General features: G+C 53.0%; 14 protein-coding genes and 3 pseudogenes. 6 read left to right on the top strand and 11 right to left on the bottom strand.

The annotated features are described in order from the left end of the window. Window positions 1-34: 34 nt before the first annotated feature. The 3 genes and pseudogenes from DO97_RS02525 to DO97_RS23580 form a co-directional block, all read right to left on the bottom strand. Window positions 35-752, bottom strand: a pseudogene (locus DO97_RS02525) (biliverdin-producing heme oxygenase). 232 nt (window positions 753-984) lie between these two features. Beyond that, window positions 985-1,782: an E3 ubiquitin ligase family protein gene (locus DO97_RS02520; RefSeq protein WP_036530912.1), complete on the bottom strand. Its 798-nt coding sequence runs from the start codon at window positions 1,780-1,782 to the stop codon at window positions 985-987. A 167-nt stretch (window positions 1,783-1,949) separates the two neighbouring features. Further along, window positions 1,950-2,111: a hypothetical protein gene (locus tag DO97_RS23580; RefSeq protein ID WP_156120399.1), complete on the bottom strand. Its 162-nt coding sequence runs from the start codon at window positions 2,109-2,111 to the stop codon at window positions 1,950-1,952. 186 nt (window positions 2,112-2,297) lie between these two features. Here DO97_RS23580 and DO97_RS02515 point away from each other — a divergent pair, with 186 nt between their 5' ends. Continuing rightward, on the top strand, window positions 2,298-3,551 hold the full coding sequence (locus tag DO97_RS02515) for a chloride channel protein (RefSeq protein ID WP_052128300.1): 1,254 nt from the start codon (window positions 2,298-2,300) through the stop codon (window positions 3,549-3,551). Between the two features lie 26 nt (window positions 3,552-3,577). Here DO97_RS02515 and DO97_RS02510 read toward each other — a convergent pair whose 3' ends face one another. Then, on the bottom strand, window positions 3,578-4,207 hold the full coding sequence (locus DO97_RS02510) for a class I SAM-dependent methyltransferase (protein WP_036531013.1): 630 nt from the start codon (window positions 4,205-4,207) through the stop codon (window positions 3,578-3,580). 330 nt (window positions 4,208-4,537) lie between these two features. On the opposite strand from DO97_RS02510, the gene DO97_RS02505 reads away from it, so the two are divergent. The 4 genes from DO97_RS02505 to DO97_RS02490 are packed head-to-tail and all read left to right on the top strand — an operon-like array spanning window position 4,538 to window position 7,400. After that, a complete protein-coding gene (locus tag DO97_RS02505; protein WP_036530909.1) occupies window positions 4,538-5,269 on the top strand; it encodes a dienelactone hydrolase family protein in 732 nt (243 codons plus the stop codon). A 30-nt stretch (window positions 5,270-5,299) separates the two neighbouring features. Beyond that, a complete protein-coding gene (locus DO97_RS20460; RefSeq protein WP_052128299.1) occupies window positions 5,300-6,301 on the top strand; it encodes an EcsC family protein in 1,002 nt (333 codons plus the stop codon). Further along, on the top strand, window positions 6,222-6,539 hold the full coding sequence (locus DO97_RS02495) for an EcsC family protein (RefSeq protein ID WP_081980591.1): 318 nt from the start codon (window positions 6,222-6,224) through the stop codon (window positions 6,537-6,539). Before DO97_RS20460 ends, DO97_RS02495 begins: the two co-directional genes overlap by 80 nt. A 36-nt stretch (window positions 6,540-6,575) precedes the next feature. Further along, window positions 6,576-7,400: a S1 RNA-binding domain-containing protein gene (locus tag DO97_RS02490; protein ID WP_239651379.1), complete on the top strand. Its 825-nt coding sequence runs from the start codon at window positions 6,576-6,578 to the stop codon at window positions 7,398-7,400. A gap of 161 nt (window positions 7,401-7,561) precedes the next feature. Here the strand turns inward: DO97_RS02490 and DO97_RS02485 are convergent, their stop codons facing one another. The 7 genes and pseudogenes from DO97_RS02485 to ppsA all read right to left on the bottom strand — a co-directional run bounded on the left by DO97_RS02485 (window position 7,562) and on the right by ppsA (window position 15,753). After that, the gene (locus DO97_RS02485; protein WP_036530906.1) at window positions 7,562-8,068 is read right to left on the bottom strand and encodes a hydrogenase maturation protease; all 507 of its coding nucleotides are present in this window, start codon (window positions 8,066-8,068) and stop codon (window positions 7,562-7,564) included. Then, window positions 8,068-9,507, bottom strand: a complete 1,440-nt coding sequence (locus DO97_RS02480; protein WP_036530905.1) for a Ni/Fe hydrogenase subunit alpha — start codon at window positions 9,505-9,507, stop codon at window positions 8,068-8,070. The genes DO97_RS02485 and DO97_RS02480 overlap by 1 nt, the downstream gene beginning before the upstream one ends. Before the next feature lie 98 nt (window positions 9,508-9,605). Beyond that, window positions 9,606-10,155, bottom strand: a pseudogene (locus DO97_RS02475) (NADH-quinone oxidoreductase subunit B family protein). Then, window positions 10,143-10,859, bottom strand: a complete 717-nt coding sequence (gene hoxU, locus DO97_RS02470) for a bidirectional hydrogenase complex protein HoxU (protein WP_036530903.1) — start codon at window positions 10,857-10,859, stop codon at window positions 10,143-10,145. The pseudogene DO97_RS02475 and the gene hoxU overlap by 13 nt, the downstream one beginning before the upstream one ends. 7 nt (window positions 10,860-10,866) lie before the next feature. Next, window positions 10,867-12,499, bottom strand: a pseudogene (locus tag DO97_RS30635) (NADH-ubiquinone oxidoreductase-F iron-sulfur binding region domain-containing protein). A gap of 63 nt (window positions 12,500-12,562) precedes the next feature. Further along, entirely contained in the window at window positions 12,563-13,111 is a 549-nt protein-coding gene (hoxE, locus tag DO97_RS02460; protein WP_239651378.1) for a bidirectional hydrogenase complex protein HoxE, read from the bottom strand. 101 nt (window positions 13,112-13,212) lie between these two features. After that, window positions 13,213-15,753: a phosphoenolpyruvate synthase gene (gene ppsA / locus DO97_RS02455; protein WP_036530901.1), complete on the bottom strand. Its 2,541-nt coding sequence runs from the start codon at window positions 15,751-15,753 to the stop codon at window positions 13,213-13,215. Window positions 15,754-16,634: 881 nt separating this feature from the next. Here ppsA and DO97_RS02445 point away from each other — a divergent pair. Beyond that, the gene (locus tag DO97_RS02445) at window positions 16,635-19,385 is read left to right on the top strand and encodes a bifunctional acetate--CoA ligase family protein/GNAT family N-acetyltransferase (protein ID WP_052128297.1); all 2,751 of its coding nucleotides are present in this window, start codon (window positions 16,635-16,637) and stop codon (window positions 19,383-19,385) included. Window positions 19,386-19,404 lie beyond the last annotated feature (19 nt).

Genomic DNA, 19,404 nt, shown 5'->3' with positions numbered 1-19,404 from the left:
GGTTGTTCACAAAAAAAGTCAGGGCTGGTGGTGGTTATTCAGCCGTTACCAACTCCGTGCTACCACGGGAGCGCCGCCGCGTGATGCTATTGAAGAGCATTTGACCAATGGCTTTAACCAGATTGCCTTCTAGCTCTTGGAACATTTTCATGTTCATGCCAAAGGCGGCATTGGCTTCATCGACAATGCGATCGCAGGTTGCCTCATCAAAGGAAATATCATTCATGGCCTGACGATACTTGGCTTTGAACGCCTTCTCATCGGCGATCGCGGCAAACTCATAGAAGGCGGTTCCCTGCCCCTCGGATAAGTTCATGGCCCGTTGAGCAATCCCCTTGAGAATTTGCCCCCCCGGAGAGATCCCCTAAGTAGCGGGTATAGGAGTGGGCAATCAGCAACTCAGGCTCCGAGGCAGAGATCTCCCGAATCCGCTGCACATAAGCCTGAGCCGCCGGAGAGGGAGCGACTTGATCTCGCCAATGGGTGCCAAAGTAGAAACCTAAATCTTGCTCCAAACTAGCCTTGCGATTTAACTCGGGGAAGTAAATCTGAGACAGGATGGGGTGTTGACGATGGCGCTCCATCTCTTCTTCCATGGCCGTATAAACGAAGTAGAGATTGGCAACGAGTTTCCGATAGGAGGTTTTCTCAACGACCCCTTTGAGGAAACATTTCACAAAGCCAACATTCTCTGCCATCGTATGGGACTTTTTCGTTCCCTCACGTAACTTGGTTGCTAAATTACTGCTCATGCTAAAATTCCTGGCGCTAAAGTCAACTGCGTATAAAACCCATAATCCGCAACATCCACCTAAATTGCTACGTTAGACCGATTTGATGAGAATTTTTATTAAAATTTTTGAAGCCAAACCCCATCCCAGTCCGCAACTCCGGCAGTTGCCACCCCCTGGAGCGATCTTCAAATCAGCATCAAAGTTTGCAATTCAGTCATGCTGAGAACTTCTATGACCCCATTCCTGCCCCCTAACTCACCAGTGCCAGCAGTAATAGCACCACTCCTATCACAAGGGAAGCAATCATGCCATAAAACGAGTAGGTAATCACCCGTTGTGTGTCCTTGGCCAATTCATCCTCCGACTTCAGGGAAATCACAAACTTGCGACCAGATTCTGTGGGTCGGCGCAGGGTTAACTCCCCGGTCTCATCACTGGCGGTTGCCAAGACAAACACATTCCGACCCACGGGTAAAATCGACTCGGTGTAGCGATAGCCCAGAGTCCGACGTCCACCAGACCCCAGACTGACATTGAGGTCGATCGAGAAATTACCAAAGGAAAGACTGCCAGAACTTTGCTTGCCCTGACGAAATTCGTTCAGAATCTGGACTGTTTCAATATCGGCAGTGTCAGGACTGACCAGAATTTTGCCGGTTTTGTCCTGGACATAAAAAGGGGTGGATTGGGAGTTGCTAGCAATGGTTTCAGAACCGCGCTGAGTTTCCCGCACGGTTTTACCCTCACTGTCTTGGCGGGTGACGGTCTCTTCATACTCGCGGGTAACGTTCATGGAGTAATAGACACAGGGAGACTGCTTCAGCTCTGAGTTCAGGGGTTGATCACACTGGATCTTGCCATTGACCTTGACGTAATCTCGCCAGCTGCCCTGCCCCATTTCTTGCGCAATCTCAGCGGCAATGAGATTGAGATCGGCGATCGCCGCTGACCGAGCTAGCCGCACACTCCGCAGCTTTTCTTTGTGGTGCTTCTGAACAAAGAACAAAACAATGCCAACGACTAGCAAGATACCGCCAAAAATCCCCATACGTCCTACACCCAATAAATCGCATCAGCAGATCGACGAACTATCGATTAACTGTAAATCTCAGCACTATATTTAACTTCTCCAAGTTAAATATAGTGCTGGTCAGGCAGCATCGAACATTCACCAGGCGGTAGGTTGCCCTCCGGCAGAGCCTACTGCTGGCATTATTATCTGGCAGGTAAGGGTTGGCAAGCAGACAGCGATCGCAGGATAGATAGCAACTCATGCAGTTCATCCTGGTTCAACAACTGGTTACAGTCAGCAGCTCGATACGGATCACCGCCAACTTGAAGATGGCGTTGTCCTGCTACATCAAGCAGTTCCTTCATCCAACGTCTTCCTTCTGACTACCCCCAGAGTTTCCAGAGCATTCATCACAAGGTACTCTATCGCCGTTGGCTGCACTCTCACTCCCCACTCTCAGGCTTAATGGCCTCACGTGACTGAAGTCAAGTTGCAATTGCTTCCCAACCACGTATGCTGGTGCGTAAATTGGCCTATGTTCAATCCCACCCATGCGTGATATCAGCAGAGAGTCCATAACCTATCGTCGGTTGCTACTCTATGCCACCATTATTGGTTTTGGGGTTGGCTGGGTCGCCACCGCCTACTACTTGGCGATGGAACTAGGGTTTTGGTTGGTCGGATTGGTACTTTCCGGTGCCCCCGAACCCAATGCTCCCCAGGTGTTTACCTATGGGTGGTTGGTGACCATGGTCGGTGGGTTATTAGTGGCACTGACGGTTCGCTGGCTCGGTGCCCCGAGTTCGATGAATGAAGTGATTGATGAAATCCATCGGCAAGGGCGAGTGGATTACCGCCAAATTCCCGCGATGCTGACTACCTCTCTGATCTCAATTAGTTGTGGAAGTAGTGTGGGGCCTGAATCTCCCATTGTTGACATCAGCGGTGGCTTGGGCAGTTGGCTGGGAGAAAAGCTAAAACTACCGAACGAACAGCTGCGGATCTTGACCTTTTGTGGCGTCGGTGCGGGGTTAGGTGCCTTTTTCGGCTCCCCCGTTGGCAGTGCGCTCTTGGCGTTGGAGTTTCCCCACCGCAAGGGTTTGGAATATTACGAAGCGCTGGTTCCTACCCTGGTGGCCTCTACCTGCGGATTTATGGTTTTTCGCACCGCTACAGGTCTGACCATTGGCGGGGAGTATCTATTTCCCGCCTATCCCCAACTCCATGCGGTTGATTTTCTCTATGCCCTCTGTCTCGGCATCCTAGGCGCTGGGGTTGCGGGGTTCACCGTGGTGGTGTTTCGGGGCACGGGGTATCTAACTCAGGGACTTGCTGGCTCTCCGATCCTGCTGAATATGCTGGGAGGACTGGTAATTGGATTGATTGCCACGGTTGCTCCCCTGACGCTGTTCTTTGGTGAACCACAGATTCAAACCATGATTAATCAGGGTGCCAAGTTAGGGGTAGGAATGTTGTTGCTATCAGCCCTGGGGAAAATCCTTGCCTTTAGTGTCAGTCTCAATACGGGGTTTCGTGGTGGCTATGTGTTTAGTTTGTTCTTCATTGGGGCCGCGGTTGGCGAAGCCGTGAGTCTGCTGGTTCCGGCAATTCCGGCTACGGTTGCGGTTTCCTGCATGATGGCCGCGATCGCCATTGCCCTGCTGAGAACCCCGATCAGTATCATCTTAATTGTGGCGATTCTTTCCAGTACCACCCTGACTCCGATTATTACCATTGCAGCGTTGACAAGTTTTATCTTGACCCCTCGAGCTGCTTGCATCTCTACCCAACAGGCACGAAATTGATCAGGTTGAAATTTTTAACGACCGATCTAGAGAGGCTTCAGTCCGATCAGTAAGGCCATTTCCAGCCATTTCCAGTAGCAATCAACCTCTATAAATCCCATCTGCCGTAACCAATGCAACTGGGTTTCGACATCCAGCAGTTTGTTCGAGGGGTCTTCTGTTTCGGGGGTGTAGCCAATGCTCTCGAGAAAGTGAGCATGGAGTTTAGGGGTGGGAGATGCCACATGTTCCAGGTTGCAAAAAATTCCTCCTGGTTGTAGGCAGGCAAAAATTTCGGCATAGAGCGCCTGTTTACGGGGATGGGTGCAGTGGTGAATGGCAAAACTAGACACCACGGCATCAAATGTTCCCAAGTCTGGCAAGGGCAGGTCTAGATTGTGATCAACAATGGTCACGGTGGCATCCGCCGCAAAACGTGCCCCCACTTCTGCCAGCATCGTGGGCGAAAAATCTAAGGCCACTCCCTGGGCTTGGGGACGATCTACTTTCAGTAACGCCAGTAATCGACCATTCCCGGTTCCTAGATCAAGGATGCGCTTCACGGTTTGGGGGACGTGATCGAGGAGGACTGCTTCTCCCTCGGTGCGATGGGGAATGTTGTCCGCCCGCCGCAGATAATCGAGGGCGTGTTCAATATTAATCCACTGGTTGATCATGATGATTTTTTGGCGTTGCTTAATCCAAGTATGAATCGAAGATCTTGACAATGCCACCAGCCAGGTATAAGTGAATTTTGCGATCGCCAGAAGGAGTAGATTCATACCGCTAACCAGCAACGCCAAAAGCCAGCCTGAATAACCAGTTGGGACTGTTTTTAGATGCCCAAGGGCATGGGTTACCGGAACACACGCCGGTGAAGTCAGCCAGTTCATCGAGCAGATTTCCTCAAGAATCTGGCTTGTCGGATTAGATCTGGGGTTGAACGTCCGTCAGCGCCGAATTCCCCTAGAATCTGAACAGCAAGTGTCTGGGCGGACAACATCACCATGGAAATTCGGACAAGCACCGTTCATATCCCCAACCTGGATCTTCAGATTGAGGCGTATCTGGCTCAACCCATGGCTGCGGGAACTTATCCAGCGGTCATTGTCTTTCAGGAGGTATTTGGGGTCAATGCCCACATTCGGGAGGTGACAGAACGAATTGCCCAAGAAGGATATCTGGCGATCGCCCCGGCGATTTATCAACGCACCGCACCGGGCTTTGACGTCGGCTACAATGCCGCTGATCTGGAACTCGGTCGGTATCACAAGGATCAAACGACTGCGGCTCAATTATTGAGTGACACTACTGCCACGATTACCTATCTCCAGACCCTACCCAATTTCAAACCAGGGGCGATCGCCTGCCTGGGGTTCTGTTTTGGGGGTCATGTGGCCTACTTGGCCGCCACCCTGCCAGCCATTCGCGCCACTGCCTGCTTCTATGGAGCGGGCATCGCCACCTTTACCCCTGGGGGCGGCGCACCCACGATTACGCGCACCCCAGAGATTCAGGGAACGGTCTATGGCTTTTTTGGCACTCGCGATCCCTTAATTCCCGTAGAACAGATCGATCAAATCGAGGCCGCCCTAGCAACCCATCAGATTCCACACCAGATCTATCGGTATCCAGTGGGGCATGGATTTTTCTGTAACCAGCGACCTGATTACCATCCGGAAGCAGCAGCGGATGCCTGGATGCAGTTACAGCAGCTCTGGCGCACAGCGTTTGCTTGATAGACTACTAGGAATTCTGGGGGAGGAATCATGGATACAGCGGTGAATGCTCAGGCCGTTCTCAACCAGGTAACCCAAGTGATGGCATCAACCCCTATGGATCCCCCGATGGTGAGCTCCACTCCCAGTGACCCCGTTTCCCAGACCGTTGCCTACCAAGTCCTCCATAGCAGCCGGGGGCGAATGCGTTTGAGCATTCCGCGCCTGAAGTTAGATCCTACCTACCCGCAATCTTTACAAGCCCTCCTAGCATCTTTGGCAGGTGTGGCGGCGGTGCGCATCAATCCAGCGGCTGGCTCCGTTGTGATCAACTTCCAAGATCCAACCCTGGTTCCTGACGACTGGCTGCCCCAACTCATCGACATCATTCAGCAGGCGACGGATCCCACCGCCTCCGTTTGCAGGCTGAAGGCCGACTGGTTTGAAGTCACGGGGGCAATTACCGCCTACGAAGCCCAGCAAATCTTGGCTATTGATGACTGGGAAGCGGAACCGCCGGAAGCGATCTCCACGGCGGTGGCGACCGTCCTTTACCCGGTCAAGGTCTTGACCGATGTGCTGCTACCCCTTGAGGTGCTGCAAGCGACCCTGCGGTTGTGTGATCAGGTAACCACTCGCTGGCAGGATGATTGGGACTGGTTGCAAGCTGCGGCTGAAATCACCCATCATCACGAACTAGGCCAGAAATCCCTGGAGATCTGCGATCGCCTGACTCAGACCATTACGAACCGTGCCATCACCCTGTCCGATCTGGAGGGAGGCACCGTTGCTCTCCTAGAAACCTTTGGTGAGATGGCCGATATTCCGCTCTCGATTATTCTGGCGTTGCAAACCATCCACCAAGTGGGGTTATGTTATGGCTACAGTCCCCAAACTGCTTTAGAGCAGGAATTTGCCTGGCGAATTTTGGGGGTGAGCACCGCGATGACCCCCGAGGAAAAAAACTCAGGCGCTGCTCGCACTGCGGGATCTCCACCAGCAGCTAGATCGGCAAACCCTGGAGGATATTCTGGAAGGGGCGGTGGAAGATAACTTGGTAGAAGGCAGTATTGAAGCAATTTTCAAGCGGGCCGTCGAGAACTTGATCGAAAAATTTAGTGGCAGTTCCGTACCGATTCTGGGGATTCCCTTGGGGGTGATGGCAAATCACAGCTTTATGACAGCTGTTACCGTAGCTGCCCAGCGCGTCTTTCAATTCCGCTGGCTACGAGATCATCAACAGCTGCAGCTGATTCGTCAACCGCTACCCGGTGCAGAACTTGTATCCTAGTAGAGCGAGTTTTTGCTAAATGTTTGCATAGTGTCTATGACTTCTAAATCTGCCCGCTCCCGCGAAACTGCTGCATCGTTCTCGATGGAGGATTTTGCCAGGGCACTGGAACAGCACGATTACCATTTCCCCACTGGACAGATGGTAACTGGCAAAGTCTACAGCTACGAATCCGATGGTGCCTATGTTGATATTGGTGCTAAATCTCTGGCTTATTTGCCTGCTGCTGAGGTGGCTCTGAATCCCAACGTCAAGGTCACGGAGATCCTGCCCCTGCAATCTGAGCAGGAGTTTATGATTATTCGGGAGCAAGACGCCGAGGGTCAGGTCACCCTGTCCCGGAAGCGGATGGAAATCTTGCAGGTTTGGGAGCAGTTGAAACAAATGCAAGAAAACAACCAAACCCTGTCGGTGCGGGTTACGGGGTTAAATAAGGGCGGGGTGACCGTCGCCACCCGAGGTCTGCGGGGCTTTATTCCGCGATCGCACCTGGTAGCGCGAGAAAATCTCGAAGCCCTCAAAGGCCAAACCCTGACCGTGGGGTTCCTGGAAGTAGACTCCGAACGGGGCAAACTGGTGTTATCGCAGCGACAGGCAGCACGATCTGCCAGTGTCAGTCAGTTTGAGGTGGGTCAACTGATTGACGGCAAGGTTGCCAGCATTAAGCCCTTTGGCTTGTTTATCGACTTTGAAGGCACCACGGGACTGCTCCACATTAACCAGATCAGCAATCAGTTTGTGCGATCGCTCCCGGAGTTGTTTCAGCTGGGACAACCGCTGCAAGCCGTAATTGTAGATCGGGATGAAGCCAAAGGGCGGATCGCTCTCTCGACCAAGGTGCTAGAAAATTACCCCCGGTGAGATGATCGATGGCCGCATGGCTTTGGTCATGGCGGAAGCTGAGGAGCGTGCCAGCCGTTGGCGGCAAAAATCAGCGGCTGAATCACCAACCTAAGGGTCTACGTTCGTCAACCATGCGTTCCTATTGGAGCGCTCCCTGGCAACTGCTGTCAGCCACGGGGTCAGTCCTGAGAGCTGAAAAGGGGGCAAGTTTTTTGATCGGTGTTCAACCGCTGAAAAATGTCGTGACAGATCCCTAAGGCCAAGGCTTTCCCTCTACAGGCGAGGGGCGACAAGGTTGTCCCCAAGGCAAAATCTATGGCGGGAATCGTCAGCAAATAGGCAGTGGGTGCTGCACCGTAAAGTCGTTGGCTCAGACCTAACAGGAACTGGGGAGTGATTAGATGGGTTCTAAAGGTGGCATCCCTAGCCGCTATCAAGGATTCTACGGTGATATGGGGTGACGAGGGATGACTGACAATGGCGGCATCAATGAAGACGACCACGTCTACATCGGCGATCGCCGCTGCTAGTTCGGGTAGCAGTTGATGTACCGGCAGCGATCGCAGGTGGGGTCGTTGCCATGCTGCAACTGCTTCAGCCACCTGATAGCCGATGCCATCATCGCCTCTGAGGGTATTGCCATAGCCAATGACTAAAATTTGGGGTGGAACGGCTGTGGGTGTCATCAATTTGCAAAGCGTTCACTGACCACGTCGCCCTTCGCATTCACCAATTGCAGGTGCAGGGGCATCTGACCCGCCGCATGGGTGGAACAGGAGAGACAGGGATCAAAGCAGCGAATGCCCGCTTCAACCCGATTCAGCAATCCCTCGGAAATTTCATGACCATTGCTGGCGTTATGAATATATTCCTTGGCAATTTGGGCAACGGTTTTGTTCATCGCCAGGTTATTTTGACCCGTAGCAATAATCAGGTTCACTGCTTTGATCAGACCATCCTCATCCACCCGGTAGTGATGGAACAGGGTTCCCCGTGGGGCTTCGCTCACCCCAATCGCATGCAGTTGATTCACCCCGCCGTGGGCGCGCACGCGATGGGAAAGAATATCCGGGTCATCCATCAAGGCTTGAATGTGTTCTAAGCAGGCCAGAATCTCAATCAGGCGGGCGTAATGGTAGAGAAAAGAAGAGGTGGGTGTCCCCTGGGCGCGATCGCGGAGGTTTTGGAGTTCCTGATCCGCCCCTGGCATACCAATGCGATCGCAGACATTGAGCCGCGCCAAGGGGCCGACCCGGTAAATGCCATCGGGGTAGCCCCAGGGTTTGTAGTAGGGAAATTTGAGGTATGACCACGGTTCCACAGCTTCGCCGAGAAAGGTTTGATAGTCGTCTTCACTTAAATGATCGGCAACGATCTGCCCTTGGCTATCGGTAAAACGCAGATGACCCCCATAGTGCTCCCACTCACCCGTTGCCCCCACTAACCCCATAAATAAGGAAGGGAAGGCACCAAACAGATTCACCTCTGCTTGCAGCGGCCCATCCAGCATCCCCTTAAACAGGTCTAAGGCCAGGTGAAGGGTGGCGAAGGACTCCGGCAGTCGATCGCAAATCCATTGCCGCCCTTCCTCGGATAACGGCGATCGCACGCCACCGGGAACTGTCCAGGCGGCATGAATCTTCCGCGCCCCCAATAACTCAATGATGGTTTGACCAAATTGTCGCAGCCGAATTCCAGCTCTGGCTAAATCGGGATTGGCATCAATCAGGCCAAAGACATTGCGCTTTGCTGGATCACTGTCCCAACCCAGGAGAAAGTCCGGGCTACTGAGGTGAAAGAAGGATAGGGCGTGGGATTGGGTCAGTTGTGCTAGGTTCATCAATCGCCGCAATTTTTCTGCTGCTGGGGGAATCTGGACGGCGAGAATTTTATCTCCGGTTTTGGCAGCCGCCAGGAGATGACTGACCGGGCAGATCCCACAAATTCGAGCCGTAATCCCAGCCATTTCGGTGAAGGGGCGACCTTCACAAAATTTCTCGAAGCCACGATATTCCACCACATGGAAGCGAGCATCGGAGACTTCCCCTGCATCATCAAGAAAAATCGAGATTTTCGCATGGCCTTCAATGCGGGTCACGGGATCAATAACGACAGTTCTGGACATAATGGTTCCCCTGGGTTAAGCACGAAAAAATGTGGAGGGCAATCTGGTAAATGGCAACCATGGAAGGCTAGTAGGGGTTTGGCAATGCCAAACCCCTACTAGCCAAATTTGATCATCTCCCGCCCGACCATCAGGGGCAGTTCCCCCCGCAGTAAAGGTTCTAAGGTGGATTTAATGCGATCTGCCGAGGGCGGACATCCCGGCATAAAGATATCCACGGGCACGACTTCATGAACCGGTAACACCCGATCCAACAACTCCGGTACAATTCCTGGTTCATGGGGGAACTGCTGCCCGGTATCCGCCAGTTCTAGATAGGCGCGTCTTAACACCGAATCGGTTCCCCCCAGCATGTTTCGCATGCCGGGGACATTGGCCGTCACCGCACAATCCCCAAAGGAAATCAACAGCTTCGTGCGGTGACGCACAGCATGGATCAGTTCTAAATTGTCCTGATTGGCCACCCCCCCGTTCCACCAGACAGACATCCACCTGCTGCGGATAGATTTTAATATCCGACCCTACCGGGCTGTAGACCACGTCCACCTGTTGGGCTAAATCGATCAGCCACTCATCCAAGTCCAGAAAGGACATGTGACACCCCGAACACCCAGCCAACCACACGGTGGCAAACCTTATCTTGTCCATTGCTGCTTCTCCCGTGCGGTGGCTAAAAATTCCAGCTTGTCGCGATCGCGAACTTTTTCCCCGGTGGTCTCGCTCTTGCGGAAAATCGCCCCCGTGGGACAGGCATCCACACATTTGCCACAGGAGGTACAGGCGCTGACCTCGCCCCAGGGTTGGTTGAGTCCTGAGGTGATGTAGCAGTCTGCGCCCCGTTGCGCCACATCCCAAACATGGGCTCCCTCAATCTCATCGCAAACCCGCACACACCGGGTGCAGAGAATACAACGATTGTGGTCAATGGCAAACAAGGGATGGGACATATCCACAGGGCGATCGGGAAACCGGTAGGGGAAGCGGGAATGATCCATGCCAACTGCAACGGCGACATCTTGTAACTCACAGTTCCCATTGGCAACACAAATGGCGCAGACGTGATTGCCTTCGGCGAATAGCAACTCCACAATCATGCGGCGGTAGTCCTGGAGCTTGGGGCTTTGGGTGGAAACCTCCATCCCTTCTTCTACCTGGGTGACACAGGCGGGGAATAACCGGGGAGACCCAGCAAGCTCCACCATGCACAGGCGGCAGGCCCCCACCGCTGAAACGCCCTTGAGATAACACAGGGTGGGAATGGTAACCCCCGCTTCTGCTGCGGCTTGCAGAATGGTTGACCCTTCGGCGATCGCCACATCAATACCGTCTAGTTTCAGTGTTTTAACCGACATACCATCCTCACAAGATCTTTGAAACTGCGAGACTTCCATTCCCGTCTGTTGGGGCTTGCAACAGATCTAGGTATTCCTGTTTGAAATATTTCAGGGTACTCAGCACCGGATTCGGCGCGGTTTGCCCCAGGCCACACAAGCTCATCTCCTTGACCATGTAACTGAGAGATTCCAGTTGCGCCAGATCCGCCGCCGTAGCTTCCTGATTCATGATCTTGGTCAGCAGGGCATAGAGCTGCACTGTACCCGCCCGACAGGGAACGCACTTCCCACAGGATTCACCTCGACAAAATTCCATGTAAAAGCGGGCAATTTCCACCATGCTCGTCGAGTCATCCATGACAATCATGCCGCCGGAACCCATGATTGTTCCCAGCTTTTGCAAGGACTCATAATCCACCGGTGTATCGAAGAAGGCTGCTGGGACACAGCCACCAGAAGGGCCACCCGTTTGTACTGCCTTGACCTGGCTGCCCTCAGGAACGCCTCCGCCCATCTCCTCGACAATCTGGCGGATTGTTGTCCCCATTGGGACTTCAATCAGACCCGTATTCTGGATGTTGCCCGTCAGGGCGAAGACCTTCGTGCCTTTACTCTTGGTGGTGCCAATGCTGGCATACCAGTCCCCGCCATTGCGGATAATTGGGGCAATATTGGCAAAGGTTTCGACGTTATTAATCAGGGTGGGGCATCCCCACAACCCCGATACGGCGGGATAGGGCGGCCGGGGACGAGGATTGCCTCGCCCGCCTTGAATGGACTGCATCAACGCCGTTTCTTCCCCACAGACAAACGCACCCGCCCCAATCCGAATATCAATCTTAAAGTCAAAGGTGGAGTCAAAGATTTGGCTGCCGAGGAGTTCGTATTTTTTCGCCTGCTGAATCGCTTTTTGCAGGTGTTTGATCGCGAGGGGGTATTCGGCACGGACGTAGATAAAGCCATGGTTCGCCCCAATGGCATAGCCCGCGATCGCCATGCCTTCTAAAATCCGATGGGGATCGCTCTCTAGGACACTGCGATCCATAAATGCGCCGGGGTCCCCCTCATCGGCATTACAGACCACATATTTTTGGCCGGGGGGGCATCTTGGCAACGGTTGCCCACTTCAAACCTGTGGGATAGCCACCGCCGCCGCGACCTCTCAGCCCACTCTTTGTGACTTCCTCCAAGACTTGGGCGGGGGTGATTTCGGTGAGGGCGTGGTGTAATTGCAGATAGCCCCCCGTGGCAATATAGGCTTCAATCCGTTCTGGATCGATGTTGCCGCAGTTCTCCAGCACAATCGGCATCTGACGGGTGAGGAAGGGGTGGTTGCGATCGCCCTGATTCGCGGTGGCCGTTCCACCCTGGAGTGCAGCCACAATTGACGGAGTATCCTCCGGGGTGACTAACTCATAGAAGCTATCCGCTGGGTCTACTGCCACCAGGGGACCCCGGCCACAAAACCGCATACAGCCAACACTAGTGACTTCCACTGCTTCAGCTAGCTTTGCCGCCTGCACCGCGGCCTCTAGACCATTCTTAACGGCAGCAGCACCGGAGGAAAGACACCCAGCTGCAGTGCAACAGCGGATGCGAGTGGTTTTTTGGCGTTCTCGTTCTTTCTGGGCGATCGCATTCAGGTCGGTAATGTCCATAACGGTTTTCTAGCGTCATTGGGATAGGAGTTGAAGTCAGGGAGTGGGGTAAACCCAGAGTGACTAAAATTTCAGAACTCGAACCTTGTCAACAGCATCCTTGGGGGTTTGCTTGCCACTGACTGCCCCATCGATTACCATGGCCGGTGCAATGCCACAGGCTCCTAAGCAACGGGCGGCTAGCAGGGAAACCTGGCCATCCACAGTGGTTTCCCCCATTTGAATCCCCAGTTCCGCCTCTAAGGCTGCCACTAACTTGCTACTGCCCTTGACATGGCAGGCTGTCCCCAGGCAAACCACACAGGTGTGGACACCACTGGGTTTGAGGGTAAACAAATGGTAGAACGTGGCTACCCCATAGACACGGCTGAGGGGAAGTTGTAAGCCTCGGGCAACGTGGGTCAGGACATCCGCTTCCAGGTAGCCAAAGGATTCCTGGGCTTTGTGTAAAACCTCAATCAGCGCATCCGGGTTATGTTGATAGCGCTTCATCGCCATATCCAGAGCCTTAAAGCGGGGATCGCCGATGGCACAGGAGGTTGAAGTTGAGGCTTTGGGCTTAGCCTTAGTTATCAGGTTCTGTTGGGTTGGGGGTGCGGAGGAAGGCATCATAATTAACTAGCTGGCACAGATAGTACGGGGTAGCCATTGAATCGTCCTGTCCATAGGTTGCGATGCCTGTGGGAACGTGGACTAAATCTCTAGAGTCAGCGTCAACTTGAAGTCACAGGGACAGGGAGCGCCCCCATACTGGCTTCAACTTGGGCAATTTCCAGGTGGGTCTTAATCAAGGAATCGGGATTGAGGCTGATGGAATCAATGCCTTGTTGCACCAAGAACCGAGCAAATTCTGGATAGTCACTGGGGGCTTGGCCACAGATCCCAATTTTGCGACCTTGGGCTTTGGCGGCAGCAATCACTTGTTTTACCATCGCCAGTACCGCTTCGTTGCGTTCATCAAAGATATGCGCCACTAAAGCAGAATCCCGATCTAATCCCAGGGTCAGCTGGGTGAGGTCATTGGAGCCAATCGAGAAGCCATCAAAGACTTGGCTGAATTCTGCGGCCAGCATCACGTTACTGGGAATTTCACACATCATATAGACCTGCAAGCCGCGATCGCCCTGTTGCAATCCATTCATCGCCATTTCAGCCACAACCCGCCGCCCTTCAGCTGGGGTGCGACAAAAGGGAATCATGGGAATCACATTGGTTAACCCCATGTCTTCCCGAACCCGTTTCAGCGCTTGGCATTCCAGGGCAAAGGCTTCACGATAGGCGGGATCGTAGTAGCGGGAAGCGCCCCGCCAGCCAATCATTGGATTTTCTTCATGGGGTTCAAACTGGCGACCTCCCAGAAGGTTGGCATACTCATTGCTTTTGAAGTCCGACATCCGCACAATCACTGGATGGGGATAGAAAGCAGCGGCAATCATCCCCACTCCATGGGCCAGTTTTTCCACAAAGAAATCCGGTTTGTGGGGATACAAAGCCGTCAGCTTGGCAATTTCCTGTTTAACGGCGGGATCGGTAAGCTGATCAAACTTCAGTAAGGCTAGGGGATGGGCCTGAATCTGGTTGGCAATAATGAACTCTAACCGCGCCAAACCCACTCCATCGCAGGGAATAGCTGCTAAGCCGAGGGCTTCATCGGGATTGCCCACATTGATCAAAATCTGGGTGCGGGTGCGGGGTAACTGACTCAATTGCGTTTCAATGACTTCAAAGGGCCACAGTCCGGCATAAACCTGACCTGCTTCTCCCTCAGCACAGGAAATGGTGACATCTTGTCCAGATTGAATCAAACTGGTGGCATCGCCACAGCCGACGATCGCCGGTATCCCTAATTCTCTGGCAATGATGGCGGCGTGGCAGGTACGGCCCCCTTGGTTGGTAACGATCGCACTGGCTCTTTTCATAATTGGTTCCCAGTCCGGATCGGTTTTATTGGTCACCAACACCTCTCCGGGTCGGAAGTCAGCAATTTGATGCACATCCAAAATTATCTGGGCTGCCCCCTGTCCCATGCGTTCCCCCACCGCTCGACCTGAAACTAAAGGCGGTTGAGAAGGCTCATGCCCAGGGACAAAGCGATAGCTCCGTAAAACATTGGCGGCTTTTTGCGACTGCACCGTTTCCGGACGAGCCTGAACGATAAAGAGTTGTCCGGTTTCCCCATCCTTTGCCCACTCAATATCCATGGGGGTGTAGGTGCCCCGCACCGCTGAGTAGTGATCCTCAATCACACAGGCCCAACCAGCCAAGGTGAGAATTTCATCGTCGGTAATTGCAAACTGATGCCGTTCCGAATCCGGGACGGGGACGTTTTTGGTGAGTTTGCAGCCCCCGATGTCGTAGACCATCTTGATGGCCTTACTGCCCAAGCGTTTTCCGAGAATTGGTCGAAACCCCTGTTTGAGGGTTGGCTTAAATACAAAGAACTCATCAGGATTCACCGCCCCCTGCACCACGTTTTCACCCAATCCATAGGCAGCGGTGATCAAGGCGGCATTTTTAAACCCGGTTTCGGTATCAATTGAGAACATCACCCCAGAGGCCGCTAAGTCGGAGCGCACCATCTTTTGTACCCCCACCGAGAGGCAGACATCCAAGTGATCAAAGCCTTTAATCGTGCGATAGGAAATGGCGCGATCGGTAAAGATGGAAGCGAAACAGTTGTGACAGGCTTCTAAAACCTGCTTCACCCCATGGACATTCAAATAGGTTTCTTGCTGACCGGCAAAGCTGGCATCAGGCAAGTCCTCCGCCGTGGCACTGGAGCGCACCGCTACATCGGTGTTATATCGACACTCTTGGACGATCTGGGGATGGGTCGAGGCGAAGGTATCACCCTCGGGTAGACAGCCACCGTATAGTTCACAGAGTTTGGCATAGGCAGTGGCGATCGCTTGGTCAAGTTCCTTCGGGAAGGGGGTATGTAAAATCAGCGATCGCGCCTGTTGCCCCCGCTGCCGTAGGTTTTGCATATCCTCCACATCCAAGTGGGCAAAAATTTGCCGGAGTTGGGGCTCTAACCCCGCTTGGGCAATGAAATAGCGGTAGGCAAAGGCCGTCGTGGCAAAGCCATTGGGCACATTCACCCCTTGGGGCAGGAGTTGCTGAATCATTTCACCGAGGGAGGCGTTTTTACCTCCCACCAATGGGATATCTGCAAGACCTACTTGATCAAACCAAAGCACAAATGCTTGGGAGCGAGATGGTTCTAAAACAGGTCTGGAATCGGTGTCGATCATAATCCAGTCCTCTCCTGGGAATTGACGGTGCGATTGGCACTGATGCGGCGGGGACAACGGATGAGCGAGAACGTCTCTAAAAAACCTGAACAATCATTATTCTTATAGACCACGGTCTCAGGAAAGACTTTATACGCCCCATCAAGAAATCAACGTCGCAAAACGTATCTAAAAGGGATTCAATAAATACCTTCGCTTGAACAAAAATCGAAAGAAATAGTTAAGAAGTCAGCTCCTCAAAAGCGAAAGAATAAATAAGCTAGCTAAGGATATTTTACCCCTTGCTCTCGATGATTGAATGGATAATGCTCACTATTCATTCTTTCCTCATGATTATACAAATAATCAGCAGGAGATCCTTGCAACCCAGGAGAAGCAATCTGAGAAACTGATATTTTTCTTGATAAACAACATAAAGGTTGACAAAGTCAGCTACATCGGTTTTTTCGTCGTAATCCCTCATCTTAGAGGATTTTTTTAGGTTTTTTTGTTAAAAAATCCGTATATTTTGCCAGATCTTGGGAGGAGGATTGTACGCCTTTCTTGGAAAATCAATCAGTCAAGGTAAGTTGACCATCTCTCAGCTTCTACTCTCAACTGGGAAACATTGGAATGTGAGGCTCGAAAACTAGAGATGGAAAACGATAAAAATGTTTACATCTAACGCATCTCGAATGCTCCACGCATAGGCTAAAGCATGTGCTCTATGTGACGGATAACCGTCATGTATTTATGTCAAAATTGGAATTAGAATCAAGTTGATTTAGATCATGAATCAACAAGAAATAGAGTGATGCTATGAAAAGTGATCGAATTCTTCATTCCAAGAGTTTTAGATAGTCATTTTTGATCGGTTCTACTGTTTCACGCTACTTTGTGCCATGACAGTTACCCATTCCAATCCCCTTGATTCAGCCGCCAAGCTCTCCATCCAGGCCGATCCAGCCCACAATATCCTGCGCTACGATCGCCAGCCGCTGACCCCCTTCTTTGCGCCTAAAACCGTGGCGGTGATTGGGGCCACAGAAAAGCCAGGGAGTGTCGGTCGCACCGTACTGTGGAATTTAATTGGGAGTCCCTTTGGGGGCACGGTGTTTCCTGTGAATCCCAAATGGCACCAGGTTTTGGGCATAAAATCCTATCCGGCGATCGCCGAGATTCCAGAACCCGTTGAACTGGCGGTGATTGCTGTTCCCGCCCAGTCTGTTCCCGGCGTGATTCGAGAATGTGCCCTGGCGGGGGTGAAAGCAGCCATTATTCTCTCGGCTGGGTTTAAAGAAATTGGGGCCAGTGGTATCCAACTGGAAGCGGAGGTGCTGGCAGCGGCCCGCCAAGGCAACCTGCGGATTATTGGCCCCAACTGTTTGGGGCTGATGTGTCCCACCTCTGGCCTCAACGCCACCTTTGCCGGACGCATGGCGCGCCGTGGACATGTGGGGTTTATTAGCCAAAGTGGGGCGCTGTGTACTTCGATTCTGGACTGGAGCGATCGGGAGAATGTGGGCTTTAGTGCCTTTATCTCCATTGGCTCAATGTTGGATGTCAATTGGGGTCACTTGATTGATTACCTCGGCGATGACCCCGAAACCCACAGCATTGTGATTTACATGGAGTCCATCGGGGATGCCCGATCGTTCCTGTCCGCCGCCCGAGAAGTGGCGCTGAGTAAGCCAATTATTGTCTTAAAGGCCGGACGTACCAAGGCCGCTGCCCAAGCCGCCGCCTCCCATACGGGGGCGTTGACGGGGAGCGATGATGTCTTAGATGCCGCCTTCCGTCGCTGCGGAGTTCTGCGCGTTGATAATATCAACGATCTGTTCAATATGGCGGAAATCCTGGCCAAACAACCCCGTCCCCAGGGCAAACGCCTGACCATCCTCACCAATGCTGGGGGGCCGGGGGTGTTGGCTACCGATGCGTTGATCCGCGGGGGTGGGGAGTTGGCTCCCTTAGCAGCTGAGACGATTACCGCCCTAGACCAAATCCTGCCGCCCCACTGGAGTCACCAAAATCCGATTGATATCTTAGGGGATGCCACCCCGGAACGCTATGCCCAATCCCTGGCGATCGCCGCCCAAGATCCCAATAGTGATGGGTTGTTGGTAATTCTCACTCCCCAATCGATGACAGACCCGACCCAAACCGCTGAGCAACTCGAAGCTATTGCGGCTCAGATACCGGGAAAACCCTTGTTGGCCTGCTGGATGGGCGGTCAGGATGTGGCTCCTGGGGAATTGCTGCTGAACCAAGCGGGTATTTTTACCTTTCCCTATCCAGACACCGCCACCCAAGTCTTTAATTGGATGTGGCGTTACCACTACAGTCTGCAAGCTTTGTATGAGACCCCCGTGTTGGCGGTTAACGAGAAGTGTAGCTTCGATCAGGCCTGTCAGTTGCCGCAAACGGTTCGAAATGCTGGACGCACCCTCTTAAGTGAGTTTGAGTCGAAGCAACTCCTGGCGGTCTATGACATCCCCACCGTCCCTACCCGGATCGCCGCCTCCCAAGATGAAGCGATTGAGATCGCGGAACAACTGGGTTATCCCATCGTCCTCAAACTCCACTCCTATACCATTACCCATAAAACCGATGTCGGTGGCGTGAAACTGAACCTCGCCAATGCCGAGGCGGTGGGGATTGCCTACCAACAGATCCAAAGCGGGGTGGCGGCGGCTGACTTCCTCGGGGTGACGGTGCAACCCATGGTTTCCCTGGAGGGCTATGAACTGATTCTGGGCAGCAGTCCCGATCCCCAGTTTGGCTCGGTGTTACTATTTGGCACCGGGGGGCAGTTGGTTGAAATCTTTCAGGATCGTTCCCTGGGATTGCCGCCCTTAAATACCACCCTGGCACGGCGGATGATGGAACAAACCCGCATCTATGAAGCTCTCAAAGGGGTGAGAGGACGACACTCCGTTGACCTGGTGGCCTTAGAGCAACTCTTGGTGCGGTTCAGTCAACTGATCGCCAATCATCCAGAAATCAAGGAACTGGATATCAATCCTCTGCTGGTGAGTGAGCAGCAAATGATTGCCTTGGATGCCAGGGTGGTGCTCTATGAGGCCAGCGTTGATCTAGCGTTACTCCCCAAACCCGCCATTCGCCCCTACCCCAGTCAATACATCGCACCATGGCAAACTTCCCAAGGTCTATCGGTGACCATTCGCCCGATTCGTCCTGAGGATGAACCGCTGATGGTGCAGTTCCATCAGACCCTGTCGGAAGAAAGTGTCTACTTTCGTTACTGCCACATGATTAAGCTGCAAACCCGCGTTGCCCACGATCGCTTAACCCGAATTTGCTTTGTGGATTACGATCGCGAAATGGCCTTGGTTGTCGAAGCCCTCGATCCGGAAACAGGTGAGAAACAAGTCCTAGGGGTGGGGCGTTTAAGTAAGTTCCACGGTCGCAATGAAGCTGAGTTGGGGATTTTAGTGAGCGATCGCTACCAGCTTCAAGGCATGGGCACAGAGCTGCTGCGCCGGTTAGTCCAGGTTGGCAAGGCAGAAGGGCTGGAACGGATCACGGCAGATATCCTCCCTGACAACACCATCATGCAACGGGTCTGCACCAAGGTTGGCTTTCAACTCCAGAGATCCGCTGATCTCATCAGGGCTGAGATGGTCTGTTGATGGCTGATTTTCCGTCAGG

This window comes from Neosynechococcus sphagnicola sy1, assembly GCF_000775285.1.
Lineage (GTDB): Bacteria > Cyanobacteriota > Cyanobacteriia > Neosynechococcales > Neosynechococcaceae > Neosynechococcus > Neosynechococcus sphagnicola.
This window is presented reverse-complemented; position numbering and strand designations above follow the sequence as displayed.